General features: G+C 59.2%; 22 protein-coding genes. 16 read left to right on the top strand and 6 right to left on the bottom strand.

The window, feature by feature from the left end; all coding sequences use genetic code 11:
- Nucleotides 1–152: 152 nt before the first annotated feature.
- Entirely contained in the window at nt 153–1,349 is a 1,197-nt protein-coding gene (locus tag BFR47_RS09570) for a cyanate transporter (RefSeq protein ID WP_071472850.1), read from the top strand.
- A 65-nt stretch (nt 1,350–1,414) separates the two neighbouring features.
- Here BFR47_RS09570 and BFR47_RS09575 read toward each other — a convergent pair whose 3' ends face one another.
- The 3 genes from BFR47_RS09575 to BFR47_RS09585 form a co-directional block, all read right to left on the bottom strand.
- The gene (locus tag BFR47_RS09575) at nt 1,415–3,049 is read right to left on the bottom strand and encodes a choline dehydrogenase (RefSeq protein WP_071472851.1); all 1,635 of its coding nucleotides are present in this window, start codon (nt 3,047–3,049) and stop codon (nt 1,415–1,417) included.
- A 136-nt stretch (nt 3,050–3,185) separates the two neighbouring features.
- Entirely contained in the window at nt 3,186–3,536 is a 351-nt protein-coding gene (locus BFR47_RS09580) for a cupin domain-containing protein (protein WP_071472852.1), read from the bottom strand.
- Nucleotides 3,537–3,575: 39 nt separating this feature from the next.
- A complete protein-coding gene (locus BFR47_RS09585; protein ID WP_071472853.1) occupies nt 3,576–4,769 on the bottom strand; it encodes a M24 family metallopeptidase in 1,194 nt (397 codons plus the stop codon).
- 114 nt (nt 4,770–4,883) lie between these two features.
- Between BFR47_RS09585 and BFR47_RS09590 the strand changes: the two genes are divergently transcribed.
- The 5 genes from BFR47_RS09590 to BFR47_RS09610 all read left to right on the top strand — a co-directional run bounded on the left by BFR47_RS09590 (nt 4,884) and on the right by BFR47_RS09610 (nt 10,428).
- Nucleotides 4,884–5,720, top strand: coding sequence for a LysR family transcriptional regulator (locus BFR47_RS09590; RefSeq protein ID WP_175514091.1), 837 nt, complete (start codon nt 4,884–4,886; stop codon nt 5,718–5,720).
- 119 nt (nt 5,721–5,839) lie between these two features.
- The gene (locus BFR47_RS09595) at nt 5,840–6,604 is read left to right on the top strand and encodes an NAD(P)-binding domain-containing protein (RefSeq protein ID WP_071472855.1); all 765 of its coding nucleotides are present in this window, start codon (nt 5,840–5,842) and stop codon (nt 6,602–6,604) included.
- A gap of 482 nt (nt 6,605–7,086) precedes the next feature.
- Complete coding sequence (locus tag BFR47_RS09600; RefSeq protein WP_071472856.1) at nt 7,087–7,971, top strand: LysR family transcriptional regulator; 885 nt, start codon at nt 7,087–7,089, stop codon at nt 7,969–7,971.
- A gap of 401 nt (nt 7,972–8,372) precedes the next feature.
- The gene (locus BFR47_RS09605; protein WP_071472905.1) at nt 8,373–9,356 is read left to right on the top strand and encodes a DUF1852 domain-containing protein; all 984 of its coding nucleotides are present in this window, start codon (nt 8,373–8,375) and stop codon (nt 9,354–9,356) included.
- Nucleotides 9,357–9,399: 43 nt separating this feature from the next.
- On the top strand, nt 9,400–10,428 hold the full coding sequence (locus BFR47_RS09610; RefSeq protein ID WP_071472857.1) for a methionine synthase: 1,029 nt from the start codon (nt 9,400–9,402) through the stop codon (nt 10,426–10,428).
- Between the two features lie 57 nt (nt 10,429–10,485).
- Here BFR47_RS09610 and BFR47_RS09615 read toward each other — a convergent pair whose 3' ends face one another.
- Both BFR47_RS09615 and BFR47_RS09620 read right to left on the bottom strand, forming a co-directional pair.
- Nucleotides 10,486–11,364, bottom strand: a complete 879-nt coding sequence (locus BFR47_RS09615; RefSeq protein WP_071472858.1) for a DMT family transporter — start codon at nt 11,362–11,364, stop codon at nt 10,486–10,488.
- A 176-nt stretch (nt 11,365–11,540) separates the two neighbouring features.
- Nucleotides 11,541–12,587: a GlxA family transcriptional regulator gene (locus tag BFR47_RS09620; protein ID WP_071472859.1), complete on the bottom strand. Its 1,047-nt coding sequence runs from the start codon at nt 12,585–12,587 to the stop codon at nt 11,541–11,543.
- Between the two features lie 301 nt (nt 12,588–12,888).
- Between BFR47_RS09620 and glyA the strand changes: the two genes are divergently transcribed.
- The 9 genes from glyA (at nt 12,889) to BFR47_RS09665 (ending at nt 24,216) form a co-directional block, all read left to right on the top strand.
- Entirely contained in the window at nt 12,889–14,142 is a 1,254-nt protein-coding gene (gene glyA, locus BFR47_RS09625) for a serine hydroxymethyltransferase (RefSeq protein ID WP_071472860.1), read from the top strand.
- 129 nt (nt 14,143–14,271) lie between these two features.
- Nucleotides 14,272–15,822 carry a sarcosine oxidase subunit beta family protein gene (locus tag BFR47_RS09630; RefSeq protein ID WP_083399077.1) on the top strand — a complete coding sequence of 517 codons (1,551 nt, stop codon included), beginning with the start codon at nt 14,272–14,274 and terminating at the stop codon, nt 15,820–15,822.
- Complete coding sequence (locus BFR47_RS09635; protein WP_071472861.1) at nt 15,819–18,848, top strand: sarcosine oxidase subunit alpha family protein; 3,030 nt, start codon at nt 15,819–15,821, stop codon at nt 18,846–18,848. The genes BFR47_RS09630 and BFR47_RS09635 overlap by 4 nt, the downstream gene beginning before the upstream one ends.
- A complete protein-coding gene (locus BFR47_RS09640) occupies nt 18,841–19,470 on the top strand; it encodes a sarcosine oxidase subunit gamma (RefSeq protein ID WP_071472862.1) in 630 nt (209 codons plus the stop codon). The genes BFR47_RS09635 and BFR47_RS09640 overlap by 8 nt, the downstream gene beginning before the upstream one ends.
- Nucleotides 19,471–19,615: 145 nt before the next feature.
- Nucleotides 19,616–20,482: a formyltetrahydrofolate deformylase gene (gene purU, locus BFR47_RS09645; RefSeq protein WP_071472863.1), complete on the top strand. Its 867-nt coding sequence runs from the start codon at nt 19,616–19,618 to the stop codon at nt 20,480–20,482.
- A gap of 120 nt (nt 20,483–20,602) precedes the next feature.
- Nucleotides 20,603–20,947 carry a cupin domain-containing protein gene (locus BFR47_RS09650; RefSeq protein ID WP_071472864.1) on the top strand — a complete coding sequence of 115 codons (345 nt, stop codon included), beginning with the start codon at nt 20,603–20,605 and terminating at the stop codon, nt 20,945–20,947.
- 692 nt (nt 20,948–21,639) lie between these two features.
- Complete coding sequence (locus BFR47_RS09655; protein WP_071472865.1) at nt 21,640–22,956, top strand: NAD(P)/FAD-dependent oxidoreductase; 1,317 nt, start codon at nt 21,640–21,642, stop codon at nt 22,954–22,956.
- A gap of 94 nt (nt 22,957–23,050) precedes the next feature.
- Nucleotides 23,051–23,677: a LolA family protein gene (locus tag BFR47_RS09660; RefSeq protein WP_071472866.1), complete on the top strand. Its 627-nt coding sequence runs from the start codon at nt 23,051–23,053 to the stop codon at nt 23,675–23,677.
- An 8-nt stretch (nt 23,678–23,685) separates the two neighbouring features.
- Nucleotides 23,686–24,216 (top strand): SRPBCC family protein, encoded by a 531-nt coding sequence (locus BFR47_RS09665; RefSeq protein WP_071472867.1) that lies wholly within the window; start codon nt 23,686–23,688, stop codon nt 24,214–24,216.
- A 12-nt stretch (nt 24,217–24,228) separates the two neighbouring features.
- On the opposite strand, the gene tyrR is transcribed toward BFR47_RS09665, so the two are convergent.
- Nucleotides 24,229–25,779 (bottom strand): transcriptional regulator TyrR, encoded by a 1,551-nt coding sequence (gene tyrR, locus BFR47_RS09670; RefSeq protein WP_071472868.1) that lies wholly within the window; start codon nt 25,777–25,779, stop codon nt 24,229–24,231.
- A gap of 227 nt (nt 25,780–26,006) precedes the next feature.
- On the opposite strand from tyrR, the gene BFR47_RS09675 reads away from it, so the two are divergent.
- Nucleotides 26,007–26,567, top strand: a complete 561-nt coding sequence (locus BFR47_RS09675; protein ID WP_071472869.1) for an acyl-CoA thioesterase — start codon at nt 26,007–26,009, stop codon at nt 26,565–26,567.
- Nucleotides 26,568–26,569: the final 2 nt, after the last annotated feature.

Genomic DNA, 26,569 nt, shown 5'->3' on the forward strand with positions numbered 1-26,569 from the left:
CGTTTTGGCAATAGGCTCCATTCAAATATTTAATTTCTAAATGCGCGGCTCGGCTTTTACCATGCCGGTTGTGCCGAAAGGGTGTGCCAGCCAAAACAGGCCGGCGCCGCTGATGTGCACGCCCGTTTTTCTGCCCGAACCGGACAACATTCATGACTTCACAATCCCGTTCCTTGCCCGCCGAGCAGGGCGCCATGCTGCTGTTGGTGGTGCTCGTCGGCCTTAACCTGCGTCCCTTTATCACCGGCCCCGGCCCGGTGATGGAAATGATCCGTACCGGCACCGGCCTCAGCTATGTGGGTATGTCGATGATGACCCTGCTGCCCTTTCTGCTGATGGGGGCGGGCGCCTTTATTTCGCCCCGGCTGCAGGCCCGCTGGGGCACCCGTCGTGGCCTGCTCACCGCCCTGGCGCTGTTGATGCTGGGCTCCGGGCTGCGGCTGGTAGTGCCGAACGGCGCCTCACTGCTGTTTACCGCCCTGCTCTGTGGCATGGGCGTGGCCTTTGTGCAGTCGGTGTTTCCCGGCATTATCAAGCAGCACTTTCCGGGCCGCATGGCCATGGTGACCGGCCTCTATTCGGCCATGATCATGGGCGGCGGCGCCATGGGGGCCCAGCTCACCCCCTGGCTGGCCGGAGCCGGGCATCACTGGCAACAGGCGCTGGCCTGGCTGGCGGTGCCGGTGGTGCTGGCCTGGCTGTGTGCACACCGGGTGCTGGCCGAGCAGGGCGGGCGGCGGCCCGAGCCGGGGCTGGCAACAAGGCTGCTGGCACGGCCCCGAACCTGGCAGCTGATGCTGTGCTTTGGTCTGGTGAACGCCGGTTATTCGACCATGGTGACCTGGTTGGCACCCTATTATCAGCAACTGGGCTGGAGTGCCACCCGCAGCGCCGGCCTGGTGTCGGTCATGGCCCTGGCCCAGGCGGTGTCGGCGGTGGGCATTACCCTGCTGGCCCGGGGGCAGGATCGCCGGCCCTGGTTGTGGCTCACCCTGGTGTTGCAGGGCATCGGCTTCGCCGGCCTGCTGTTTCAGCCCGGGCTGGCGCCCTGGGTGTGGGTGGCGGTGTGCGGCATGGGGCTGGGCGGTAATTTTTCCATGTCGCTGGTCACGGCGCTGGATCACCTGCCGGTGCCCCAGCAGGCGGGGGCGCTTGCCGCCCTGATGCAGGGGGGCGGCTTTTTGCTGGCGGCCATGGGGCCACTGGCGGTGTCGTTGCTACAGCAGGCCAGCGGCAGCTTCGCCGGCGGCTGGGCCCTGCATCTGGGGCTGGTGGCGGTGGTGCTGCTGACCACGCTGCAGTTTGATCCCCATCGTTATGCCCGGGCCATGGCGCAGGCCCGAGCATGACCACCAGTGCTACAGGCCGGTGTGAGTAACACCGTGCGTGGATGATTCATCCGGCTGGTATGACGTTAAGGGCGGCAGTGATACGGCAGCGGCTCGGCCTGGAGAGCGGGCTGGCCCAGCACCAGGTCGCTGGCTTTTTCGGCCAGCATGATGGTAGCGGCATTGATGTTGGCACTCGGCACCGAGGGAAACACCGAGGCATCGATCACCCGCAGATGGTCGACGCCCCGTACCCTCAGCTCGTTGTTCACTACCGCCATGGCGTCGTCATCCGGGCCCATCTTGCAGGTTCCGCAGGGGTGGTAGGCGCTGGCCGCGTCATCGCAAATAAAGTCATCCAGCGCCTTGCCGCCGCGAATGTGACTGCCCGGCGTGTCTTCGCGATACTGAAACTTTTTCAGCGCCGGCTGCTGCGCGACCTCAAGCCCCAGGCGCATGGCCTCGCGCATCACCCGCCAGTCTTCTTCGGTGGCCATATAGTTGGGATCAATGCGCAGCGGGTCGTCCACATTGCGGCTGCGCAGGCGCACATTGCCGCGGCTGGTGGGACGCATGGGCCCCACGCCGATGCGATAGCCGTAGGTGGTCGACACCGGAATCCAGTCCTTGTTGAAGAACACCGGAAAGAAATGGAACTGAATATCCGGGTGTACGGTGTCCGGCGAACTGTTGAGAAACGCGCCCACATGACACTGGTTGACCGAAGCCACCCCTTTTTTGAAGCCAAACCACTGCATGCCGGCCCACAGCATGCGATGGGGCTGCAGCTCCCGGTTGAGTGATATCGGCTCTTTGGTTTCAATCTGAATATGACACTCCAGGTGGTCCTGGAGGTTCTCGCCAACCCCGGGCAGGTTCACCTTGCAGTCAATGTCGTGTTCCCGCAGGTGCTCGGCCGGGCCGATGCCCGACAGCATCAGCAGCTGGGCCGAGCCGAACACGCCACAGCTCAGTATCGCCTCGCGCCGGGCGCGAACATCCACCGTCTTTCCCTGGTACCGCACCCGAAAGCCGGTGGCCCGCTTGCCTTCCAGGTTGACCTGCTGCACCTGGCAGCCGAGCCAGATGGTCAGATTCGGATTGTGAGGCTGGCTGTGCAGATAACCGTAGGCGGCGCTGTTGCGAATGCCGTTGTTCACGCTCATCTCGAAGCGGGAAACCCCTTCCTGCTGAAAGCCGTTCACGTCGTCGGTCAGCGGAAATCCCGCCTGCTGGCCGGCTTCCAGAAACGCCGCATTCAACGGGCTCAGCTGTTCCTGACGCTGCGCCCGGATGGGACCGTTCTGGCCGCGATGGCGGCTGTTGACCACGCTTGATTCGATTTTCCTGAAGTAGGGCGCACAATCATCCCAGCTCCAGCCGTTGGCCCCCTCTGCCTGCCAGCGGTCATAGTCGAGGGGATGCCCACGCAGCCAGGTCATGCCATTGATGGATGACGAGCCGCCCAGTACGCGGCCGCGAGGCTGTTGTATGCGGCGGTGGTTGAGGTGCTTTTGCTCTTCCGTGTAATACCACCAGTTGTACTTTGAGGTCGGCCTGAACGCCGAGCGCAACCCCGCCGGCATGCGAATAATCCACGACTTGTCGGAAGGGCCGGTCTCCAGCAACAGCACCTGATGACCGGCATCGGACAGTCTGCGGGCCAGCACGCACCCGGCAGAGCCTGCGCCTGCAATGACGTAATCAAATTCGGTATTCATCTCTTGTTTCTCCAAAGGCCCCGGGTCATCACCGAGGCTGATACCTGCCCGGCAATACCCGCCTGCAGAGGCGGGTGCCGGATACACGGGAGCAGCGGTGTGGGCCCGTGGTACAGCCACCTTGCCTTATCTGATGTTATTCGCCCGACCAGTAAACCTGGGCGTTGCGGTTGGCGGCAGAGCTGAAGGTGTCGTGGTACAGGTAGCAGGTTTTGATCGGTTGCGATATGGCCCAACTGGCGCTGGCACCAGGCTCGATGGTCAGAAAATCCCCGGCTTCCAGGTCCACGGTTTCCCCGTTATCGAAGGTCAGGGTGGCGAGGCCATGATGCACATAGAGCGACACCCTGCGGTCGTAGTGATACTGGAACGCCGGCTCGTCACACTGCCAGGTATCCCAGCCGGCCATTTTGCGCAGGGTGTCTGCGGTGGCCTTGCGCCGTTGAAACTGCTGCGCGTCCAGTCTGCGTTCGTTCAGGCGGGTCATCTTTATCTCCTTTCATGATATTTGGCTGAGCGAGCCGGGTTACAGGTAGCTTTCCTCGAACGGGCAGGTAGTGAGGGGAACAGGCCCATCGCGGGTGATCAGCACGGGCTGCTCCAGCTTGACCCCTTCGTCTCCGCCCACCGGGCCGACGTAGCTTTCAACGCACACGCACATGCCTTCCTCAAAGGCCCCGGAATACTGCCAGGTCTCGTGATCCTCCGGGTAGTAGATAACCGGGTATTCCACGCCGAAACCGATACCATGCACCATTTCGGCGTAGCGGTTTGGCAGGTAAATATCGTGCATCTTCCAGGATTTTTCGCCGAATTCCTGGAAAGTGGTGCCCGGACGCAGCAGCGCCATATTGTGCTGAAGTTGCTCGTAGGCGTGGGCATACAGTCTGCGCTGGGCATCGGTGGGCTTGCGATCTCCCACCACAAAGGCGCGGGTTTGATCCACGAAAATGCCGTCCGGGCCGATAAGATCGCTGTCGAACACCAGCATCTCGCCGTCTTCGATGATCTTGTTGCTGGATTCGGTAAACCAGGGGTTGGTGTGATGACCGGAAGCCAGCAGGCGGGTTTCCTGGTATTCACCGCCATGCTCCTGGTTGTACTGGTTCATCAGCGACAGCAGGTAGTTTTCGGTCACGCCGGGTTTGGCGTGCTGACGCATGTGGGCAATGGCGTCGGTGCAGACCTGCATGGAATTCTTGATGATGGCGACTTCTTCCAGCGACTTGATGGATCGCGCCATTTCCATCGGCCCCTTGGCATCTCTCATGCTGATGCCGCGCTGCTGCAGGGCCAGCGTGGGCAGCAGATCGGCCCGGTCGATGCCCAGGACGGCGTTGCGGCCGCAGGTCTGGCGCAACAAGTCGGCAATTTCATCCGCCCATTTGCCGGCATGCTCCTCGGCCCGGTTGCCGGAGCCGAAATAGTCCCAGCTCTTGGCCGGACGGGTCTCGTCTATGGTGTCCAGATCATCCGACAGGTGCATGGCACCGCCATAATCGAACAGAACCACGGGGCCATTGACCGGCACAAAGACATAGCGGGACAGGTGGTGTGAGGTCCACACCTGCATGTTCCGGCAGCCGGTGGCGTAGCGCAGGTTCAGGGGGTCGAAAAGCACGGCGGCATCCATATTGAACTTGGCCAGCAGTTCCCGGGTGCGCTGCAGCCGATAGGCACGAACGCGCTGTTCGTTGATGGTAGTGGGTAACTCAAACATGGCTCACCTCTTGCTGAAAGACTGGTCAATGTTCGAACTGTCGGGTAAATTAATCAAACTAAATAAAGTTGATTAGTGAGTAAATATTTCTTAATTATGCAACATGCACTGGATTTGGAACTCATCAAGACATTTCTGACCGTGCTGGACGCCCGGGGCTTCAAGCCCGCCGCCGAGCAGCTCAACAAAACCCCGGCGGCGGTCAGCATGCAGATTAAAAGGCTGGAAGAAATTCTGGGCAAAAGGCTGCTGGAGCGCAGCAATCAGGGGATTTCCCTGACGCCCGCCGGGGCGCTGTTGCAGCACAAGGGCAAAAGGCTCATGGCCCTCAACTATGAGTTGCTGGGCGACATGCGGGAAAATGAACTGTCGGGGGCGGTCAACTTTGGTGCTCCGGCCGATTATGCGCCGACCCTGCTGAAAAAACTGCTGCCGATCTTCCAGCGGGACTTTCCCAGGGTGTCTCCCAGCATCCTGCTTGAGCCGAGCCGGTCGCTGCGTCCGAGAGTGCACTCGGGCATTCTCGATATGGCCATTGTCGCGCGTGAAGGTGAAAACCAGGCGGGCCACGAGCTCTGGGCCGAAGAAGTCGCCTGGTTCGGCAATGCGGCCCAGCCCGATGGCCGGCCCCGTGTTGCGGTGCTGACTACCAATTGCGTACTGAGGGACAAGGCCCTGGGTGATCTGAAAGCCTGTGGGGATAATCATGCGCTGGTGCTGGAAGCGGTGACCGTGGCGTCGTTGCGGGATGCGGTGGCAGCGAATTTCTGTCAGGCCTTTCTGCCGGTATCGGTGGCGGAAGGGCTGGAGCGCTCCGGGGCATTTGCCAGTGCTCTCTTTCACCGGCTCACGTTCGAGTTTATTGCCGGGCCCGCCCTTGAGTCGGAAACTGCCGAACGGGTGGCGCTGCAATTCAGACGAGCCATGGCGGAGCAGGGCGCCACGGCCTGATGTTGAGTAACGCCTTTCTTTTCTGTATTGGTAAACGCCTGACCTCATGATGAGGGCAGGCATGAGGCGTTAAAGCCCTTGTTCTGTAAGACGGATTACCACAGAGGGAGAAAACCGACATGAGCACACCCACACTGGGCATTCTGGGCGTTGGCCACCTGGCCACCTATACGGTGACCGGCCTGCGCCACGGCGGTGACCAACGGCGCATTATCCTGAGCCCGCGTAATGCCCAGGCAGCCAGCCGGCTGGCCGAGCAGTGCCGGTGCGAGGTGGCCGGCAGCAATCAGGAAGTGGTGGATAACAGCGACATCATCCTGCTGGCGGTGCGACCGGAGAGCCTGAACATGCTGCTGCAGGATCTGAGTTTCAAACCCGGCCAGCTGGTGATCTCGGCCATGGCGGGGGTGGCGCTGCCGCAGTTGCGGCACTACCCAGCGTTGCAGGCGGCCACCCTGGTGCGCGCCCTGCCGCCGGCCAGTGTGGAGGTGGGCGCCGGACCGGTGCCGCTGTTCCCGGCCAATGAGGCCGCCGAGACCCTGTTTGGCACCATGGGCAAGGTGATTGTGCTGGAGTCGGAAGCCCTGTTTGATGTGGCGCTGGCCCACGGCTGCCTGCATGGCTGGAGTTATTTTCTGGTGCAGCAGCTCATCGACTGGAGCATGGCCCAGGGCATGAGCAAAGAGGCCGCCAGGCAAATGGTGGTGCACTCCATCGGCAGTGCTATCGAGCTCGCCGAATCCCGGCCCGAGCTCGACTACGGCGATATTGGCAACGCCATTGCCACCCCCGGCACCTTTACCCTGAAAGGCCTGGAGCACATCAAGGCGGGCAATGGCCTGCAGGTCTGGTGTGACGCCATGGACACGGTGAGTAAACCGTAATAAGTCCGGCGACCCTGATGCCATGCAGGTTCTGCGTGAAACGGCATTACTTGTCTTGCCACCGACTCGTTGTAACCCCCCATATATGGGCTTACGGCGAGTCGGTGTTCGAGCCTGATTGCTGAAGCGCGATCAGGAACAGTTATTTAGCCATCAGGATTCTCAACCCATGCCGCCTGTGAACCCAACATCATATGGATATGCCCCGGAGGGACGGGCAGTTCGGTATCGATCGCAGGGGCGTTGTTTCCTGAATCAGGGAAGTCGTCAACCGGTCAGTCAAGTACATCAAGCCCGGTAGGGACGGGCAGCCCCGGGCCCGATTTGATCAATAATGCCGATTAACAACGTCAATCAGCCCGCATCACTGAGTGTCTAGGTGGCGAGCATTGGCGACAGTCAAATGATGAAAATAATAATATATTTTCAATAAATCATGAATTATATTCATGATATTGAGTGCTAAAGACAGGAGTTAAGTTGTGTTGGAGCGGTTTCACCTTGAAGTGCTGGCAGCAATAAAAGAGCAAGGAACCTTAACCCAGGCTGCTGAATCGTTAAATTTATCCCAGTCTGCATTGAGTCACAGCATCAAAAAACTGGAAGGCCAGATCAAAACGCCGGTTTGGCAAAGAGAAGGTAGAAACTTGCGTCTTACCAATGCTGGTGAACAAGTTTTGACTCTTGCCAATCGGGTTTTGCCGCAATTTAAACACACTGAACTTATATTGCGTCAGATAGCGAAAGGCGAAATGGGGTCACTTCGTATCGGCATGGAATGCCACCCTTGCTATCAATGGCTGTTAAAAGTGATTGAACCTTATCTTGAAAAGTGGCCAAACGTTGACATTGATGTAAAGCAGGAATTTCAGTTCGGTGGTTTGGGTGCCCTGCATAGCTACGAGATAGATATCCTGGTCACGCCTGATCCCTTGTATAAACCCAAGCTGACGTTTATACCGGTATTTGACTATGAACATAGACTCGTCGTTTCATCATCTCACCCCCTTGCCATGCAAAACTCGATCATGCCCGAACAGCTAGGTGAAGAAGTGTTATTTAGCTATCCGGTAGAGCCTGAGCGGCTGGATATTTACAGTCAGTTTTTAAATCCCGCAAAATGCACGGTCAGAAAACACAAGACGATAGAAACCACGGAAATAATGTTGCAAATGGTGGCAGCAGGCAGGGGGGTCTGTGCACTGCCTGGTTGGCTAGTGGATGAATTCGCCAAAACAATGGCCATTAAAAGCCTTCGGTTTGGTCAACATGGGATTAAAAAACAAATCTTTTTGGGGGTGCGAAAAGGCGAAGAGCAGATGGATTACCTGAGTGACTTCATCGCTTTGGCTCAGAATGTCAGGTAATACCCCCGTCTTGCGTTAATTTCATACCGTTTTTCAATAACCCGGCTGCCGGTGCTGTCATCTCTTCCCCCATGATGTGATCACCGGCAAATGGTGCACAACATCGGCAGCCGGCAGCCGGCAGCCGGCAGCCGGCAGCTGGCATCAGCATCATGGCCGCCGCACCCAGACGGTTGAACGTGACATACCGCTTGCCCGAGCAAGTGTTGCCCTACAGTAAATCATGAACGTTGTTCATGTATCGATGAGATAAAATCATTTTTGTTCATGTAATCGGCCCTGTATAACATACCTATGCTTAGCTCTGGACATCTGGACTTCCAGATGACAAAAAGTCATCAAGCCCGGAAAGAGCAAGGAATAAATTCAGGTTTTATCTCGGAAATTGGATGCAGAACACGATGAGTAACGACTTTAAATTTGCTGTAAACAGCATTAGTTTCGATGAGAATTATCAACCCTCGGACAATACGCGTATTACTACCAATTTTGCTAACTTGGCCAGAGGAAAGAGCCGGCAAGAGAACTTGCGCAACACCTTAAAGATGATTGACAATCGTTTCAATGCCCTGGCCCATTGGGATAATCCCAATGGTGATCGTTATTCTGTTGAACTTGAAATCATTTCCGTTGATATGAATATTGATAGTGAAGGCAATGATAGTGCCTTCCCTACGATTGAAATATTGAAAACGAATATTGTTGATCAAAAAACTAAAAAACGCATTGAAGGCATTGTAGGGAATAATTTTTCCTCTTATATGCGAGATTATGATTTTAGTGTGTTGCTGTTGAATCATAATAAGGGCCAGCTCAAGTTTAGTATTCCAGATAATTTTGGCGATCTGCATGGGAAGATCTTCAAATGTTTCGTTAATTCCGATGTCTACAAGCAGAATTTTATTAAGCCACCTGTTATATGCCTCAGTGTCTCGGATAACAAGACCTATCATCAGACTGAAAATCAGCACCCTGTGTTGGGTGTTGAATATCTGCCAAATGAAACATCTTTGACTGAGCAGTATTTCAAGAAGATGGGGTTGAAAGTTCGCTATTTTATGCCGCCACATAGCGTTGCACCACTGGCTTTTTACTTCTTTGGTGATTTGCTTAATGATTACAGTAATCTTGAGCTTATAAGCACCATCAGCACAATGGAAACTTTCCAAAGAATTTATCGGCCTGAAATTTACAATGCTAATGCTGCGGCAGGAAAACGCTACAAACCGAACCTGAAAAACCCGGATCACTCATTAACTCGAATTGTTTATGATCGAGAAGAACGCAGCAAGCTGGCCGTTAAGCAGGGAAAGCTTGCTGAAGAGAACTTCATCAAGCCATACCAATCTATCCTTGAGCAATGGTCTGCCAGCTACGCCTCCTGATTTCGGGCTTTATAATTAACGGAAATATAAGACGGTATTTATTATGAAAAAGTTATTACCTACGTCAACTGCGGGCAGTTTACCCAAACCGTCCTGGCTTGCACAACCCGAGACACTGTGGTCGCCTTGGAAACTGCAAGGAGAAGAATTAATAGAGGGTAAACACGATGCTTTACGTGTGTCGTTGCAAGACCAGCAACAAGCAGGTATTGATATTGTCAGTGATGGCGAGCAAACGCGCCAACATTTTGTGACTACCTTTATTGAGCACCTTGACGGTGTTGATTTTGAGAAACGCAAGACCGTTAAAATTCGTGATCGCTATGATGCCAGTGTTCCGACGGTTGTTGGTGCAGTCAGTCGCCAAAAGCCAGTTTTTGTTGAAGATGCCAGGTTTTTACGCCAGCAGACCAAACAACCCATTAAATGGGCTCTGCCAGGCCCCATGACCATGATAGATACGCTTTATGACGATCATTATAAAAGTCGTGAAAAACTAGCCTGGGAATTCGCTAAAATACTCAATCAAGAAGCCAAAGAGTTAGAGGAAGCGGGTGTTGATATTATTCAATTTGATGAGCCTGCATTTAATGTGTTTTTTGACGAAGTAAATGATTGGGGGATTGCTGCCTTAGAAAGAGCAATTGAAGGCCTTAAGTGTGAAACTGCCGTACATATTTGCTATGGATATGGAATTAAAGCCAATACGGACTGGAAAAAGACGTTGGGTTCCGAGTGGAGACAGTATGAAGGGATCTTTCCCAAACTGCAAAAGTCTAATATCGATATTATCTCATTAGAATGTCACAACTCTCATGTCCCAATCGAGCTGCTTGAACTCATACGAGGTAAAAAGGTGATGGTAGGGGCCATTGATGTTGCAACCAATCGCATTGAGACACCAGAGGAAGTCGCCAATACGCTACGGAAAGCACTCGAGTTTGTAGATGCCGACAAGCTCTACCCTTGCACCAACTGTGGCATGGCCCCCTTATCTCGTGAAGTAGCAAGAGGCAAGCTGAATGCTCTAAGGGCAGGTGCCGACATTCTCCGAAGAGAACTCTCGGCCTGAGGCGTCTTTTCCACGTCAGTGAACTCTCAGCCATCATACCCTTGGTAACGGCCTGGCTCAGGCCTGGCAGGGAAACTTGGCCGAACCTGCCTTACGCTGGCGCTTTCCCGGCCACGACTGGCAGGTGATGGCCATCAGTACTACCAGCCCGCCCAGCCAGGCCTGCGGGGCGGGTTGTTCCGCCAGCACTAGCCAGACCCAGAGCGGGCCCAAGATCATTTCCAGCAGCATCAGCAGGCCGACTTCCGCCGCCGGCAGGTAGCGGGGGCCCTGGGTGATCAGGGCGTAGGCCAGAGGCACCACCAGCAGGCCGAGGATGGCCATCCACAGCACATCCTGTGCCGGCATCATGATGGTCGGGGCCTGAAACAGGGCGAACAGGCACACCAGCAGCCCGGCCGGCACCAGCGCCGGCATCATGTTGGCGGGTCTGGCGGCCCGTTCCACCACGAACTTGGCGGCCATGCTGGCGGCACACAGCAGGGCGGTGAGATCACCGAGCAGATGGCTGCCGTCCCGGCTGCCGGAAAACACCAGCGCCAGTCCCCCCAAACACAACAAAATCGCCAGCCAGGTGCGGGCGGATACCGTCTCTTTCAGCACAAAACGGCTGAGCAGGGCGCCGATCAGCGGCGCGGCACTGAGGATGATCAGGGTATTGGCGACACTGGTCAGACGGATCGAGAGCACGAAGGTCACGGTACAGACCGCATAAAACAGCGCCGAGCCCAGGCCGAGGGTGAACAGCTTGCGGTTGGGGCGGTAGTGGCGAGCCCGCCACAGGCAGACGGCGCCGATGCACAGGCTGAGCAGCAACCCGCGCCAGAACAGCAAAATCCAGGGGTCGGCGCTGATCAGCTTGATCAGCAGCGCATCCAGGCTCAGCACGGCGACCCCGGTGGTGGTCAGCAGTCTTCCCTTCAGGCGGTTATCCATGGTGTGCTCCCGTTTGTTGCATGATTGTTATACCCGCATGGTATGTCTGGCGGGTTGCCGGCGCGGCTCTGTTGGCGGCCTGTTGTTGCCATAAAACGACCTGCGGCAGGGAAGCGCCCCGAGACCGACGGCCTGGAATCGCGGCGTTAACAGCATGGCATCATCGGCAGCCCGGCTCAGCCCCGTTGCTTCTGGCGGGCCTGGCTGGGCGAGATGCCGAAGTAATCCTTGAAACAGTGGCTGAAGTGGGTCGAGCTGAGAAAGCCGCAGGCCACGGCGATATTGACGATGGTGTCATCGCTTTGCAGCAGCAGGCGGCGGGCATGGGTGATACGCAGCTCCAGGTAATAGCGGGAAGGCGTGGTTTCCATGTGGGTTTGAAACAGCCGCTCGATACGCCGGCGGGACACCCCGACAAAAGAGGCCAGTTCATCGACACTGAGCGGCTCCTCGATATTGCTGCTCATCAGTCGCAGCAGGTTGCGCAGGGTCTCCGGAAAACTGGGATCGTCGGCGGGCAGGATCAATCGGGCCTCGTCGCTGTCGGCGACCTGGTCACAGCTGAGGATCTCCCGAATGGCGCGCACCGTGGCCTTGTCCTGCACCTGTTCGATCAGGGCCAGCATCATTTCCAGCGCGCTGCTGGGGCCGGCGCTGGTCACCCGTTTTTCTTCCACCACCAGCACCCGGTCCGACACCTTTACCTGCTTAAACCGCTCCCGGGCAAAGGCGTGGTTGTCCGGGTGCAGGGCGCAGCCGAGCTGGTCGAGCAGGCCGGCATGGGCCAGCGCAATGGCGCCGTTCCATAACCCGCCCAGAATGATGTTGTGCCTGGCCGCCGTTTTCAGTTTGGCGGTCAGCGGTGGCTGCTCCGCCAGCGAGCAGCGGTAGCCGCCACACACAATCAGGATATCCAGCGCCTCTTCTCCTTCCAGCGGCAATTGACTCAGCTCGCCGCTGGTGGAGATATCCAGCGCCAGATCGCTTTTTACCGTCACGCTGTTCAGGCCGAAGGTACAAAAACTGAACAGGGGCGCGGTACGTACCAGGTTGGCGGTGACCAGGGCGTCCACCGCGGCGGTAAAGGCCATCATCGAAAAGTGTTCGAGCAGTATAAAACCGACCCGTATGGTTTTTTCGCCGCTGTCCTGTGACGGAAGAAAGGCGCTGTTGGCATCGCGCAACAGGGTATTGAAATGACGTTTTTCTTTTACTTCACGCATCGACGACAGGCTCGTTCCGGTAACGGTTGATCAGGTCAGACCTGGATGAAGGGGGACGGGGTCATGATACCGGCAGCCATGCCACTTTTCATCTGCTGCGGCCGGCCGGTGGTCGTGTAGCGTCACATTTTCTGCACATCCTTGTCGCAAATACACAGCATTCCGGCGCAGCTAGTCAAACACCGGCCGATTGTACTCTTTACTATGAGCATCAATAAGGCTTGGAGTGACCGGCAAAACGGCACGGCCAAGGATGACAAGTCTGGTTGGGGGCGCATCGCCCGCAAAGGAGAGCAACACGATGTTCAGCAAGCAAACCCGCATACAGGATATGGACCCGGCACTGTGGGCCGCCATGGAAGAAGAAGCCGCCCGGCAGGAACAGCATATCGAGCTGATTGCCTCGGAAAACTACACCAGCCCGGCGGTGATGGAAGCCCAGGGCTCGGTGCTGACCAACAAATATGCGGAAGGCTATCCGGGCAAGCGCTATTACGGTGGTTGCGAAGCGGTAGACAAGGTTGAATTGCTGGCCATCGAGCGTGCCAAGCAACTGTTCGGTGCCGACTATGCCAACGTGCAACCTCATTCCGGCTCCCAGGCCAACGCCGCCGTGTACATGGCGCTGTGCGCTCCCGGCGACACCGTGCTGGGCATGAGCCTGGCCCACGGTGGTCACCTGACTCACGGTGCCAAGGTCAGCTTTTCCGGCAAAATCTACCACGCGGTGCAGTACGGCCTGAACGAAGCCACCGGTGAAGTGGACTACGACCAGGTGGAAGCCCTTGCGCTGGAGCACGAGCCGAAGATGATCGTGGCCGGCTTCTCGGCCTATTCCCGGGTAATGGACTGGGCCCGTTTTCGCGCCATCGCCGACAAGGTAGGTGCCTATCTGTTCGTCGACATGGCCCATGTGGCCGGTCTGGTGGCCGCCGGTGAATACCCCAACCCGGTGCCCCATGCCGACGTGGTGACCACCACCACCCACAAGACCCTGCGCGGCCCCCGCGGCGGCCTGATCCTGGCCAAGGCCAATCCGGAGCTGGAGAAAAAGCTCAACGCCGCCGTTTTCCCCGCCGCTCAGGGTGGCCCGCAAATGCACGCCATCGCCGGCAAGGCCGTGGCCTTTGCCGAGGCACTGAAGCCGGAATTTACCGTATACCAGAAGGCGGTGGTGGAAAACGCCCGCGCCATGGTGGATGTGTTCCAGAGCCGCGGTTTCGACGTGGTCTCTAACGGCACCGACAACCACCTGTTCCTGCTCGATCTGTCCGCCAAGGGCATTACCGGCAAGGATGCAGACCGGGTACTGGGCGATGCCAACATCACCGTCAACAAGAATGCCGTGCCCAACGATCCCCAGTCGCCGTTCGTGACCTCGGGCCTGCGTATCGGTACCCCGGCGGTAACCACCCGCGGCTTCAAGGTCGAGCATTGCCGTCAGCTGGCCGGCTGGATCTGCGACATTCTGGATCATATGGACGACCCGGAAGTGATTATTTCGGTGAAGGACCAGGTCGCGAGCCTGTGCAGTTACTTCCCGGTATATCGTTAATTTTTTAATTAAAACAGGTTGCTCCGTGGCCTTAAAGCCGATTGGGGCAGTCCTCCTGGCCGCGTCGGCGTGAGGATGCCCCAACGGCAAGCGTACCGGCTACAGAATTCAAACTGACAGGTGATCACTATGCAAAAATATTCCGGATTCGGGCTTCTCAAGCACGCCCTGACCCACCATGAAAACTGGCAGCGGGTGTGGCATAACCCCACGCCCAAGGCCGAAGGCTACGACGTCATCATCGTGGGTGGCGGCGGCCATGGTCTGGCCACGGCCTACTACCTGGCCAAGGAGCACGGCATCACCAACGTGGCGGTGATCGAAAAGGGTTACCTGGGTGGCGGCAACACCGCCCGTAATACCACTATCGTGCGTTCCAACTACCTGTGGGACGAAGCGGCGCACCTGTATGAGCATTCCATGAAGCTGTGGGAAGGGCTGGCGCAGGATCTGAACTACAACCTGATGTTCAGCCAGCGCGGCGTGCTCAACCTGGGCCATACCCTGCAGGACATGCGTGACATCGAGCGCCGGGTCAACGCCAACCGCCTGAACGGCATCGACGGTGAAGTGCTCAACGCCAAGCAGGTACAGGATCTGGTGCCGATTCTGGATTGTTCCAAGAACGCCCGTTATCCGGTGCTGGGTGCCTCCTGGCAGCCGCGCGGCGGTACCGCCCGTCACGACGCCGTGGCCTGGGGCTTTGCCCGCGCCGCCGACGCCATGGGTGTACACCTGATCCAGCAGACCGAAGTCACCGGCATTCGCCGTGAAAACGGCGCCGTGACCGGGGTGGAAACCACCCGCGGCTTTATCGCCGCCCCCAAGGTCGCCTGTGTTACCGCCGGTAACTCCGGTGTCATGGCCGAGATGGTCGGCATGAAACTGCCGCTGGAGTCCCATCCGCTGCAGGCGATGGTATCCGAGCCGGTCAAGCCGATCCTCGACACCGTGGTCATGTCCAACCACGTGCACGGTTATGTGTCCCAGTCCGACAAGGGTGACCTGGTCATCGGCGCCGGTATCGACAGCTACCTGGGTTACGGCCAGCGCGGTTCCTTCCCGATAGTGGAAGAAACCATGGCGGCCATCGTGGAAATGTTCCCCATCTTCAGTCGGGTTCGTCTCAACCGTACCTGGGGCGGCATCGTCGACACCTGTCCGGATGCCTGTCCGATTATTTCCAAGACCCATATCAAGGGCCTGTATTTCAACTGCGGTTGGGGCACCGGCGGCTTCAAGGCCACGCCGGGCTCGGGCAACGTATTTGCCCACACCATCGCCAAGGATGAGCCCCATCCCCTGGCCAAACCGTTCAATGTCGACCGCTTTACCACCGGTCACCTGATAGACGAACACGGCGCTGCCGGCGTAGCCACTGAGGAGAGTGACATGTTAAACATTTATTGTCCGCACTGCGGCGAACACCGGGAAGAAGAAGAATTCCACTACGGCGGCGAGGCACACATTGCCCGCCCGGCGGATCCGAATGCGCTCAACGACGAAGAATGGGCCCAGTACCTGTTCCTGCGCAAGAACAAGCGCGGGCTGCATCATGAGATGTGGTACCACGCCGCCGGTTGCCGCAAGTTCTTCAATGCCACCCGGCACACCGTGACCTATGAAATCAAGGAAACCTACAAGGTGGGCGAACAGCCCAAGCAAGGAGGCCAGTCATGAGCCAGCAACATCGCCTTCAGGGCAAGGGTCGGGTAGACCACAGCAAACCGCTCAGCTTTATTTTCAACGGCAAGCGCTATCAGGGCGTGGCCGGTGACACCATCGCCTCGGCGCTGCTGGCCAACGGGGTCGACGTGGTCGGCCGTTCGTTCAAGTATTCCCGTCCGCGCGGCATCATGGCGGCCGGTGCGGAAGAGCCGAACTGCATCCTGCAGGTGGGCAGCAGCGAAGCCACCATGATCCCCAACATTCGCGGCACCCAGGCCGAGCTGTACGACGGCCTCACCGCCGCCAGCACCAACGGCTGGCCGAACGTGGACAAGGACATCATGGGCCTGATGGGCAAGCTCGGCGGCAGCATGATGCCCCCCGGCTTCTACTACAAGACCTTCATGTACCCCGAGTCCATGTGGCCGAAGTACGAACATCTGATCCGCAAGGCCGCCGGTCTGGGCCGGGTGCCGAAAGAGCGGGATCCGGACACCTACGACAAGCTCAACCATCACTGCGACGTGCTGGTAGTGGGTGGCGGCGCGGCCGGTCTGGCGGCGGCACTGGCCGCAGGCCGTCGTGGCGCCCGCGTGATCCTGGTGGACGAACAGAACGAGTTTGGTGGTCATCTGCTGCACAGCACCCAGCCCATCAACGGCCAGGCGCCGGCGAAATGGGTGGAAGAAGCGGTCAATGAACTGCAGGCGCTGCCCGACGTGACCCTGCTGCCGCGCAGCACCGCCGCCGGTTATTACGATCAGAACTTCGTCACCGTACTGGAGCGCCGCACCGATCATCTGGGCGAGCGCATCTCCGGCAAGACCCGCCAGCGCCTGCACCGCATTCGTGCCAAGCGCGTGGTGCTGGCCACCGGCGCCCACGAACGCCCGCTGGTGTTCGGCAACAACGATCTGCCCGGCTGCTTCGTGGCCAGCGCACTCTCTACCTACGTCAACCGTTACGGCGTGGCCCCGGGCAACAGCCTGGTGCTGATGACCTGTAACGACTATGGCTACCAGGCAGCGCTGGACTGGCTGGATGCCGGCCGCGATCTGGTGGCGGTGGTCGACAGCCGTCATCGTCCCGAAGGCGCCCGTTATCAGGCGTTGAAGGCACGTGGCGTCAAGGTGTATACCGGCCACGGACTGATTGAAGCCAGCGGCAAGAAGCGGGTGAACGGCGCCAAGGTGGCTCCGCTGTCCAGCGATTGCAGCCAGGTGAGCGGGGAAGTCGTCAGCCTGTCCTGTGACACCATTGCCAGCTCCGGTGGCTGGAGCCCGGTGGTGCATCTGTCTGCCCATACCGGTTCCCGTCCGGTGTGGAGCGACAAGGTCATCGGCTTCGTGCCCGGTGAAACCGTGCAGCAGCAGCTGCTGGCCGGTGGCGTGCAGGGCACCTATCTGCTGTCCGACGTGCTGGCCGAAGGCCTGAGCGCCGGCCGCGAGGCCGCCGTTGCCGCCGGTTACGGCGACATTGCCGCCCAGGTTCAGGATGCCGAGATCAAGACTCAGGATCCGCAGGAAGATGCCGCCCAGGCGCTGTTCCTGATACCGCACAGCCGTGCCATCAGCCGTGCGCCCAAGCAGTTTGTGGATTACCAGAACGACGTGACCGCCGCCGGTATCGAACTGGCCGTGCGCGAGGGCTTCGAGTCCATCGAACACATCAAGCGTTACACCGCCATGGGCTTTGGTACCGATCAGGGCAAGCTGGGCAACATCAACGGCATGGCGATTGCCGCCCGGGCCATGGGCAAGAGCATTCCCGAAACCGGTACCACCGTGTTCCGTCCCAACTACACCCCGGTGACCATGGGAGCCCTGGCCGGTCGCGATGCGCACCATCTGTTCGACCCGGCGCGGTTTACCGCCATGCATGCCTGGCATGTGAAGCACGGCGCCGAGTTTGAGGACGTGGGCCAGTGGAAGCGCCCCTGGTACTTCCCCCAGGCCGGTGAAGATCTGCACCAGGCGGTTAACCGCGAATGTGTGGCGGTGCGGACCAGCGTGGGCATTCTGGATGCTTCCACCCTGGGCAAGATCGACATTCAGGGGCCTGACGCCCGGGAATTTCTGTCGCGCATCTACACCAACGCCTGGGCCAAGCTGAGCCCCGGCAACTGCCGCTACGGCCTGATGTGTAAAGAAGACGGCATGGTGTTTGACGACGGTGTGACCTCCTGTATCACCGACGAGCATTTCATCATGACCACCACCACCGGCGGCGCCGCGGGCGTACTGCAGTGGCTGGAACTGTGGCACCAGACCGAATGGCCGGAGCTGGAAGTGTACTTCGGTTCGGTCACCGACCACTGGGCGACCATGACGGTTTCCGGCCCCAACAGCCGCAAGGTGCTGGAAAAGGTTTGTGAAAACGTGGACCTGTCCGGCGAGGCCTTCCCCTTCATGGGCTGGCGCGACGCCACGGTGGCGGGCGTCAAGGCGCGGATCTTCCGCATCTCCTTCACCGGTGAGCTGAGCTTCGAGATCAACGTACAGGCGAACTACGGCCTGCATGTGTGGGAAGCGGTGATGGAAGCGGGTGCCGAGTTCAACATTACTCCGTACGGCACCGAGACCATGCACGTGCTGCGTGCCGAGAAGGGCTTCATCATCGTCGGTCAGGACACCGATGGTTCCGTGACCCCCTTCGATCTGAACATGGGCTGGTGTGTGGGCAAGACCAAGCCGTTCCCCTTCATCGGCCAGCGTTCCTGGTCGCGCTCCGACACCGCGCGCACCGATCGCAAGCAGCTGGTGGGTCTGAAGTGCAAAGAGGCGAAAACCGTGATTCCGGAAGGCGCGCAAATCGTGCCGGACCCGAATCATCCGGTGCCGGTGCCCATGATCGGGCATGTGACGTCCAGTTACTACAGTGCCAACCTGGGTCACAACATCGCCATGGCGGTGATCAAGGACGGCCTGAACCGCATGGGCGAAACCGTGTATTGCCCACTGGCCGATGGCCGGGTGCTGGAAGCCGAGATCACCAGCCCGATTTTCTATGATCCCAAAGGAGAGCGTCAGCATGTCTAACAACACCGCCAAACTGGCCGAAACCCAGACCGAGGTGCGGGTGGAGTCCCCGCTGTATCACGCCAATCTGGACGCCCTGGCCAAAAAAGACCAGCAGGGCGAGGTGGTGCTGCGCGAGAAGGCGCTGCTGGGTCACCTGGTCCTGCGCGGCAACGCCGGCAACGAGCTGTTTGCCAAAACCGTGGAGAAGGTACTGGGGGTGGCGTTGCCCACCACCCCGTGCACCTCGGTGGAAAACGACAAGGTGCTGGTGCAGTGGCTGGCGCCGGACGAATGGCTGATCATCACCGAAGGCGGCCGGGAAGGGCAGCTGGAAGTTCAATTGCGCGAGCACCTGAGCGGCCATTACTCGCTGGTGGACGTGAGCGGCGGCCAGACGGTGCTGGCGCTGTCGGGCCCCAAGGCCGAGATGGTGATCCGCAAGTCCTGTCATTACGACGTGCACCCCTCGAGCCTGCCGACCGGCAAGTGCGTGGGCACCACCTTCGCCAAGAGCGCGGTGCTGCTGCGTCGTACCGGTGCCGACAGCTTCGAGCTGGTGATTCGCCGCAGCTTCTCCGACTACCTGTGGATGTGGTTGCAGGACGCCAGTCGCGAATACGGCCTGGTTATCCAGAAGTAAGATAATTGAACGCGGCCTCCGCAGCATGCGCAGGGTCGGTTGATATCGGCCCTGCAGGCACCGCCGCAGGGCCGAATTTATTCGGCCATCGCCAATCGGAGGCTGCTCAGGGAATGACAACCGGGACCAACAAGGAGGCTGTCGCATGACACAACACGATACTCTTATTCTGACCGCCAGCTGTGCCAGCCGGCTGGGCACCGTGGATGCGGTAACCAGCTATCTGCGCCAGCACCGCTGTTACGTGGCGGACATGCAGACCTTTGATGATGCCCGCGTCGGCCATTTTTTTATCCGTGCCGAGTTTCGCAAGCCCGACAACGGCGTCTTTGATGAAGCGGCGTTTCGCGACGGTTTCGCCCCCCGGGCGGCCGAATTCGGCATGCAGTGGGAGCTGACCGAACGCAGCCGCAAGCCCAATGTGGTGATCATGGTGTCCAAGTTCGATCACTGCCTCAACGATTTGCTGTACCGCTATCGCACCGGTCAGCTGGCCATCGAGATCCCGGCGATTATTTCCAATCACCCGGATCTGCAGCGGCTGGCCGACTGGCACCATATTCCCTATTACCACCTGCCGGTTACCGCCGAGACCAAGGCCGAACAGGAAGCCAAGATCTGGCAGATTGTGCAGGAGTCGCAGGCGGACCTGGTGGTGCTGGCGCGTTACATGCAGGTGCTGAGTCCCGAGCTGTGCAATCAGTTGGCGGGGTGGGCCATCAATATTCACCATTCGTTGCTGCCCGGCTTCAAGGGCGCCCAGCCCTATCACCAGGCCTATGACAAGGGCGTGAAGCTGGTGGGGGCCACGGCCCATTACATCAACAACGAGCTGGACGAGGGCCCCATCATCACCCAGGGCATTCAGACGGTGGATCACAGTCATTATCCGGAAGACCTGGTCGCCAAGGGCCGCGATGTGGAATGCATCACCCTGGCCCGGGCCATTCAGTATCACATCGAAAAACGGGTGTTCATGTACCAGGGCAAGACGGTGGTACTGGGCAGCTAAATCCCGTTCTACAACAGCTAATACAGGAGCAAGCGGTCAGAGTCCGTAAAACAGAGCTCCCAGGAAGGAGTCTGTGTGCGGGATCTGGCGGCTTTATTCAACCAACGACAAGGAGATAGCATGTCTAACAAGATCACGGTTCTGCGCGATACCCAGCCCGAAGTGCTGCTGGATGCCACCAAGTGGGAAAAGCTGTCCGGCGACCCGCACACCGTTAACCTGAACGCCTACCAGTCGGAAGACGGCAGCAAGCTGATGGGTACCTGGATGTGTACGCCGGGCAAGTGGGCGGTGAATTACACCAAGTGGGAATATTGCGATTTCCGTGAAGGCTACTGCATTCTCACCCCCGAAGGCGGCGAGCCCATTCACCTGAAAGCCGGCGACATCTTCGTGGTCGAACCCGGCTTCCAGGGCACCTGGGAAGTAGTGGAAACCGTGCGCAAGTACTTCGTTTTTGCCTAAACGGTAAACAGGGTATTTGCCCAAACGGCGATTTTCTCGAGGCTATGACTGACATAACAGCCTCGCCCGAGAAATAACCATCGGCCTGCGCACTGCGCAGGCCGATTTTGTTTTTACTGACCGTTACACTCCGGCATTGCCTGTTAATATCGTCCGGTAGCTGCCACTTCAGTCGGCAGGCCCAGCGCAGCTGGGCAATACAAACAACGGTGGACATTGTTGCATGGGGAGTCGTGGATCAGAGGAAACAGGGTTGCCTCCTCCGACCCGCTCGAGCACATCCTTGTGACGCTCGGCTGAGGCAATCCCTGTTACCTCTTCCTGAATGCCGAGTGGCCTGTTGGTGCCGCGTTAGCTGATGCGAACGACTCAATGTTCGCATTCGGGTTGCGGTGCGGAAGGGGGGCTTTCTGAATGCCACGCCGGAATTGACGGGAGGGCAAAGGGAGCGGCTCGGCCGACCATCCGCGCCACGGATGGCGCGGCTGAGCCTCCACGGATGGATTTACGGCGAGTCGGCGGAGCTGGCCCTTTGGCCTCTGTACTACCTGAACTTCCGGTTTTGGTGACGTTGTTGCTCAACAATGCCGGTTCGGTCTGCTGGCCATCTTCCCCGCTGATAATGCCAAAAACCGACTTGTGTAACCCGAGAGTAAGAATAAGATAACGTGTTGATTATATGGAGTCGCGAGATGCAACCGATCAAAAATCTGCCCGCCAGGGATGGTCAGCTTGGCTGGTTCGAGTCAGTCCCCTTTCAGCGGCCAATGCCGGTACGGCAGGCCGAGCAGAATGAACATTTCGACATCATCATCATCGGCGCCGGTTTCTCGGGGCTGGCCACCGCCGGCCGGCTTGCCGAGCTGCGGCCGGAGGCACGTATCGCCGTGATTGATGCGCTGGAAGTCGGCCAGGGGACTTCTGGTCGCAATGCCGGCTTCATTATCGATTTACCGCACAATCTGGATGCAACCGAGCCCGATGTGGAGTTGAACACCAGGGTTCGGGACTTGAACTGTTTTGCCATCCAGCGGCTGAAACGCATTCAGGAGCAGCAAGGGCTTGATGTGTGCTGGCATGCCGCCGGCAAATACCTCGCCGCACACGAAGAAAAGCATTTCGCCAACCTGAACGCCTTTGTGAACACGCTGGAGGCGATAGGGGAGCAATACGAAATACTGGATGGTGAGGCCCTGGCAACGAGGCTGGGCACCCATTACTACCAGCGGGCCGTGTACACGCCGGGCAATATCCTGATGAATCCGGCGGCGCTGGCGATTTCCGTGGCCAGTGCCCTGCCGGATAATGTCACCCTGCTGGAAAATACCCCGGTACGCGAAGTCGACCTGTCCAACAAGGTCGTTCAGACCCCCAAGGCACGGCTCAGTGCCGACACCCTGGTGCTGGCAACGAATTCCTTCACCGAAAAGTTTGGGGTCTGCCGTAACCAGCTGGTGCCGGTATTCACCTATGCCAGCCTGACCCGTCCCCTCGACGACAGTGAAATCAGCCAGTTCGACGGGGTCACCCCCTGGGGGCTGACTTCGGCTCACCCCGCCGGCACCACGGTACGGCTGACGCCCGACAAGCGAGTCTTTATTCGCAATACCCTGAACTTTCAGCCGGCGCTTCGCAGTAGCCAGGCGCTGCTCGACAAGGCCAGAGATCAGCATCGCAAATCCTTGCTGGCCCGTTTTCCCCGGCTGGCAAATGTGCTGTTCGAATACACCTGGGGCGGCATGATCTGCATGACGATGAATCATGAACCCGTGTTCAAGGAGCAGGCGCCGGGCCTGTATGTGGTGGCCGCCATGAACGGGGTCGGGGTGGCGAAAGGCACTTATCTGGGCCACTACATGGCGGAGTTGATCTGCGGTAAACAAAGCCCGGAACTGGACTTTATCCTCCAGCATTCGGCCCCGAGCTGGGTGCCGCCGGATCCGGTGCGCAGCATGGGCGCCCGTATCCGGCTCGCGGTTGAAGCACGCAGGGCCAGAGGCGAGGTGTAACTTCCGGCCCCTGTTGCCGAAGAGGGTGGCTGCTTATTCCTGATCATGTGCCCTTGCTATGCTGAAAACAGGGTGGGGAACCGGGAGCGGATTGATGAGCGGATTGTGGTTGCTGATGGCGTTGACGCTGGCCAGTCCGGAGCCGCTGCATCCGGATCCGCTGAAAGAAGCCTTGGTGCAGTTCGAACGGCTCGATGGCTACCGGCTGCAACTGCGCAGCGAAGGGCCGGGCGGCAACCAGCTTCTGCTGTATGCCTATCGCAAACCCGGCCTGGTGCGCATGGATGTGCTGTCTCCCCATGCGGGGGCGGTGCTGATTTACCGCCCCGACAGCCATCGGGTCCGGCTCTGGCCCTTCGGCCTGCGCTGGCCTTCGGTCAGCCTGCCGCCCGGGCACTCACTGGTGATCAGCCCCCATGGCCATCGGGTAGACAAGTCCGATGTGGGGGTGCTGTTGCGGACGGTATTGGAGATGCAGCAACAAGGCCAGACCCTGGTAAGGCACGAGGCGCAAATGGCGGGACGAGCGGCCTGGCGTCTGGTGGTGCGGGGGCCGGCCGGGCCGGGTGAAGTCACGCGCTACGAGTTGTGGCTCGACCGGCAATGGCTGTTTCCGCTCAAGGTGATCGGCAGCGACGACAGAGGCAACCGGCTGGAAACCGTCTGGCTGGAGCAGATTGAGCTCGATCCCGCCTTTCCCGATGACTTTTTCTCTCCCTGAGCCTGCCGATGACGAACTACGACCTGATGAGCTGCTGGCAGATAGCGGCCCCGAGAGAGGCGGTGTATCGGGCCCTCGGCCAGCCGACGGACTGGCCACGCTGGTGGCTGGGGTTGCGCCGGGTAGAAGAGCTGGGCTCATGCAATGAACGTAGCAACGACCAGAGTAACGAACACAGTAACGACCGGAATCACGAGCAGGGCACTGGCCGGGGGTATCGCTACCACTGGCAGAGCCCCCTGGGGTATCCGCTGCGGTTCGATATCCGGGTGATCCGGCTCTATGCGCCCTGGTTGATGGTGGGGCAGGCCAGTGGCGATGTGGAAGGCTGGGGGTGCTGGCAATTGACCGAGGCGGCGGGGGGGACCCTGGTGCGCTACCGGTGGCGGGTGCGCACCACCCAACCCTGGATGAACCTGAGTGCGCCTCTGGCCCGACCGCTGTTTGTCTGGAGCCACGACGCCATGATGCAGAGCGGCGCCGTCGGCCTCTCGCGCTGGCTGCAGGCTCCGCTCGGCGCCGGCGGCTGCCGGCGCTGAGCGGGGCGGGCGTTACTTCTTGTGCTTGCCGATGCCGTAGTCCTTGAGCTTGTTGGCGATGGCGGTGTGGGAAATATCGAGCCGTTTGGCCAGTTGCCGGGTGGAAGGATACTCCGGGTAGAGCCGTTCCAACAGCAGCCGCTCGAAGCCCTTCATCGCCTCGTCCAGCGAGCCTTCGCACAAGGTGTCCAGCCCTTGCAGGCTGCTCTGCTCCGGCAGGGCCAGCTCGGCCAGGCTCAGCTCGTCCCCTTCCAGCAGGCTGATGGCCCGGTACAGGCTGTGGCGCAGCTGGCGTACGTTGCCCGGCCAGGGGTAATGCTGCAGGTAGTCGCTCAGGGCGCGCGACAGCCGCGGGCGGGGTCGTTCCAGTTCGGCGGCGAAGCGGACGCAGAAGTGCTGGGCCAGGGGCAGTATGTCTTTCTGCCGTTCACGCAGCGGCGGTATGCGCAGGTTGAGCACGTTGAGCCGGTAGAACAGATCCTGGCGGAACAGACCGCCCTGCACCAGCCTGGCCAGATCCTGCTGGGTGGTGCAAATGACCCGGATATCCACCTTGACCTCCTGCTCGTCACCGAGGCGGCGGAACACGCCGTCCTGCAGCACGCGCAGCAGTTTCATTTGCATCAGTGGTGACATCTCGCCGATTTCATCGAGGGCCAGGGTGCCGCCATTGGCCTGGTCCAGCACCCCGCGTTTGCCCTGGGTGTTGTTGCCGAAGGCGCCGGGGGCATAGCCGAACAGCTCGTTTTCGGCGGCCTCGTCGGGAATGGCGGCGCAGTTGAGCAGGATGAAGGGGCCTTCACCGCGCAGGCTGGCCTGATGGCAGGCGCGGGCCAGCAGCTCCTTGCCGGTGCCGGTTTCGCCCTGAATCAGCAGGGGGGCATCCAGGGTGGCGAGCCGGCGGGCTTCACGGATCAGCTTTTCCATCGCCGGACTCTGGGCGATAAAGCCGTCGAAGTGGCCGCTGTCGCGGCTGCGCATCACCTTGAAGTGCTGGCCGATGCGATAGGCGGACTTGAATACCACCACGGCGCCGGCCAGGCTCTGGTCGCCGGACTCTTCCGTGACCCATATCGGCAGAAAGTCAGCCAGGTAGGGTTCGCCGTCCAGGGTGACTTTTTCACTCAGTGGCTGGGGGGATGCCTGTTCCAGCCAGCGACCGACATGCACGCCCTTCAGCAGCGGGCCCAGGGGTTGCTGCACCAGCTGTTGCGAGCTCTGGTCGAGCAGGGCACAGGCCGCGTCGTTGGCCAGGGTGATCTGGCCCCGGGTGTCCACCGCCACCACCGCATCGGGCAGCACCTTGAGCAGCGCCATGGTGGCGTTATGTTCCTGCTCCGACGGCATGCAGGCGATGGTTTTGACGTCGAATACCCCGGGAATGCGACGGATGGCCGGCATCAGGTGCTGCAGGGCGGCAAAGTCGAGGGTAGGGAAGTTGAGGTAGATGATGCCGCTGATATCGATCTCGATACCGCGCAGATCGATCTGGTGCTCCACCAGGATGTCGAGCAGCTCCCGGGTCAGGCCCAGGCGGTCTTCACAGGTCACTTTTAAGCGCATGGCAATGTCTTGAACCAAATCGGGGTGTAAATAATACCTTACACCCGGGGCCGATACGAGCCTCGGTCGGATGACCTGTGCCTCAAACTTCAAAAAAGTCGGCATTTTCTGCTACGGAACGGTTTACGGCGGCGGGCGGCTCATACATCCTTAGCCCCCTTCATTCGGCCCGGTGCCAGGATGATAAAATGACAACTATTCAGTAAAAATAATATTCAGGTGAAGTAATGAGCGAAGCGGTATTCAGAACGGTCAAGTCGTCGCAGGTGATCCTCAAGGAACTGATGGTGCCTTCCTATGCCAATTTCGGTGGCAAGGTCCACGGTGGCATTATTTTGTCGCTGATGGATAAAATCGCCTATACCTGCGCGGCTACCCATGCCAAGGGGTATTGTGTTACGGCCTCGGTGGACTCTGTTGACTTCGTTAATCCGGTGGAAGTGGGCGATTTGCTGACCCTGTATGCGTCAGTCAACTACGTGGGCAAAAGCTCGATGGAAGTGGGCATCAAGGTGGTGTCCGAAGACTTCAAACAGGGCATCGTCAAGCATACCAATACCTCTTACTTCACCATGGTGGCGCTGGACGAACAGACCCGCAAGCCCTGCCAGGTGGCCGGCCTGCAGCTGGAAGACGAAGAAGAAATTCGCCGTTTCGTGATGGGCAAGCTGCGCAAGCAACTGCGTCGCACCCACCAGCAGGAAATTACCGACATTCGCAAGTCGCTGGAGCTGGGTCAGGCCATCAGCCAGCTGGAAGGCGAAAACTGCCTGTTGCCCAAGGGGTAAAT

The sequence above is a fragment of the Oceanisphaera psychrotolerans genome (genome assembly GCF_001870485.1).
In the GTDB taxonomy this organism is placed as follows: Bacteria; Pseudomonadota; Gammaproteobacteria; order Enterobacterales; family Aeromonadaceae; genus Oceanimonas; species Oceanimonas psychrotolerans.

Excerpts from the sequence above, each read along its gene's own strand:
- BFR47_RS09570 (WP_071472850.1), top strand. The coding sequence starts at position 153 with ATGACTTCACAATCCCGTTCCTTGCCCGCCGAGCAGGGCGCCATGCTG.
- BFR47_RS09655 (WP_071472865.1), top strand. The coding sequence starts at position 21,640 with ATGCAACCGATCAAAAATCTGCCCGCCAGGGATGGTCAGCTTGGCTGG.
- BFR47_RS09605 (WP_071472905.1), top strand. The coding sequence starts at position 8,373 with ATGAGTAACGACTTTAAATTTGCTGTAAACAGCATTAGTTTCGATGAG.
- BFR47_RS09675 (WP_071472869.1), top strand. The coding sequence starts at position 26,007 with ATGAGCGAAGCGGTATTCAGAACGGTCAAGTCGTCGCAGGTGATCCTC.
- BFR47_RS09640 (WP_071472862.1), top strand. The coding sequence starts at position 18,841 with ATGTCTAACAACACCGCCAAACTGGCCGAAACCCAGACCGAGGTGCGG.
- BFR47_RS09630 (WP_083399077.1), top strand. The coding sequence starts at position 14,272 with ATGCAAAAATATTCCGGATTCGGGCTTCTCAAGCACGCCCTGACCCAC.
- BFR47_RS09580 (WP_071472852.1), bottom strand. The coding sequence starts at position 3,536 with ATGACCCGCCTGAACGAACGCAGACTGGACGCGCAGCAGTTTCAACGG.
- BFR47_RS09635 (WP_071472861.1), top strand. The coding sequence starts at position 15,819 with ATGAGCCAGCAACATCGCCTTCAGGGCAAGGGTCGGGTAGACCACAGC.
- BFR47_RS09650 (WP_071472864.1), top strand. The coding sequence starts at position 20,603 with ATGTCTAACAAGATCACGGTTCTGCGCGATACCCAGCCCGAAGTGCTG.
- purU (WP_071472863.1), top strand. The coding sequence starts at position 19,616 with ATGACACAACACGATACTCTTATTCTGACCGCCAGCTGTGCCAGCCGG.
- BFR47_RS09620 (WP_071472859.1), bottom strand. The coding sequence starts at position 12,587 with ATGCGTGAAGTAAAAGAAAAACGTCATTTCAATACCCTGTTGCGCGAT.
- BFR47_RS09585 (WP_071472853.1), bottom strand. The coding sequence starts at position 4,769 with ATGTTTGAGTTACCCACTACCATCAACGAACAGCGCGTTCGTGCCTAT.
- BFR47_RS09665 (WP_071472867.1), top strand. The coding sequence starts at position 23,686 with ATGACGAACTACGACCTGATGAGCTGCTGGCAGATAGCGGCCCCGAGA.
- glyA (WP_071472860.1), top strand. The coding sequence starts at position 12,889 with ATGTTCAGCAAGCAAACCCGCATACAGGATATGGACCCGGCACTGTGG.
- BFR47_RS09575 (WP_071472851.1), bottom strand. The coding sequence starts at position 3,049 with ATGAATACCGAATTTGATTACGTCATTGCAGGCGCAGGCTCTGCCGGG.
- BFR47_RS09660 (WP_071472866.1), top strand. The coding sequence starts at position 23,051 with ATGAGCGGATTGTGGTTGCTGATGGCGTTGACGCTGGCCAGTCCGGAG.
- BFR47_RS09595 (WP_071472855.1), top strand. The coding sequence starts at position 5,840 with ATGAGCACACCCACACTGGGCATTCTGGGCGTTGGCCACCTGGCCACC.
- BFR47_RS09615 (WP_071472858.1), bottom strand. The coding sequence starts at position 11,364 with ATGGATAACCGCCTGAAGGGAAGACTGCTGACCACCACCGGGGTCGCC.
- BFR47_RS09610 (WP_071472857.1), top strand. The coding sequence starts at position 9,400 with ATGAAAAAGTTATTACCTACGTCAACTGCGGGCAGTTTACCCAAACCG.
- tyrR (WP_071472868.1), bottom strand. The coding sequence starts at position 25,779 with ATGCGCTTAAAAGTGACCTGTGAAGACCGCCTGGGCCTGACCCGGGAG.